The organism is Enterococcus villorum, assembly GCF_007990225.1.
In the GTDB taxonomy this organism is placed as follows: Bacteria; Bacillota; Bacilli; order Lactobacillales; family Enterococcaceae; genus Enterococcus_B; species Enterococcus_B villorum.
Genome location: NZ_BJWF01000093.1, coordinates 1 through 997, shown reverse-complemented (window position 1 = coordinate 997; position 997 = coordinate 1). Strand labels below are relative to the sequence as shown.

Below are 997 nucleotides of genomic sequence, written 5' to 3'. Positions count from 1 at the left end.
CTGAGCAAAAATATTATCTGGGATAGAGCTAGGAGCTTATGGATTGATTCAAAAGGACGACAGTTTAAGTATGCGGAGGAGAAAAAATGAATTTAAATTTCAGAAGTGTAATCGAAAGAAATTTCGAATTAGTTTATAAAATTCCTCGTGAAGTAGGGGAACGTTATGAATCATTAATTTCATTTAATCGTGGCTATGACTTTAATAAAGAAATCAGAGAGTACGTTATAAGCTTTGTAGAACAATTCAGCGAGTTTCTAACTCCAGAAAATGAACGGCAATTTAATGAACGGCTCGTGAACTATAACAAACTAGTTGTCGAGTTAAAAACCAATATTCTACAAGCGACAACTATTCCTTCAGTTATGATTTGTGGCCCTGCAAATTATCCCACTAGGAAAAAGCAAAAAGAAGAAGAGCGGATTTATCATTTAGAAAGTGAACTGTATTCAAACAATGGTAAGCATGCTCGTTACATTGAGAATACGAGAAAGATGTTTGATCCAATTTTGATTGATCAAAAGCTTGAAACTGATAAAAAACGTAAAGAAAGAGCAGTAGAGAAAGGGTGGAAAGGTTTCTACAAAGAAGTGGATCATGATGAATTAGCAGGATACGGCTTTGATGTAGAAAACAATCGACTTTATTTAGTTACTCATGGTAAGCCATCGGATGATGTACGTGCCTTATTAAAAAAAGCAGCATTGAGATGGTCTCCTAGAAATAAACGTTGGCAAAGAATTTTAACTGTGAATGCTATAAATTCAGTAAATCGAAATGTTATGAATGGACTTGGATTGCCACAGATGGAGGAAAAATAATGTTTAATTTAATGTTAGCGTCAATTCACTTTTTATTCTATATAACGATATTTGTAGCTATATTAATTAATACGATAAAAAGCGGTTTTTTAACACCAATCGGCACAATTTTAACATTAGCTTCATTTGTTACAAGTTGTATTATCCAACTTAAATATATAAAGGAGAATGAATAA

1 protein-coding gene is annotated in these 997 nt (G+C 32.6%); it reads left to right on the top strand.

Annotation, left to right across the window (positions count from 1 at the left end):
* Positions 1-86 precede the first annotated feature (86 nt).
* A complete protein-coding gene (locus tag EVI01_RS13450; RefSeq protein WP_010752306.1) occupies positions 87-821 on the top strand; it encodes a hypothetical protein in 735 nt (244 codons plus the stop codon).
* Positions 822-997 lie beyond the last annotated feature (176 nt).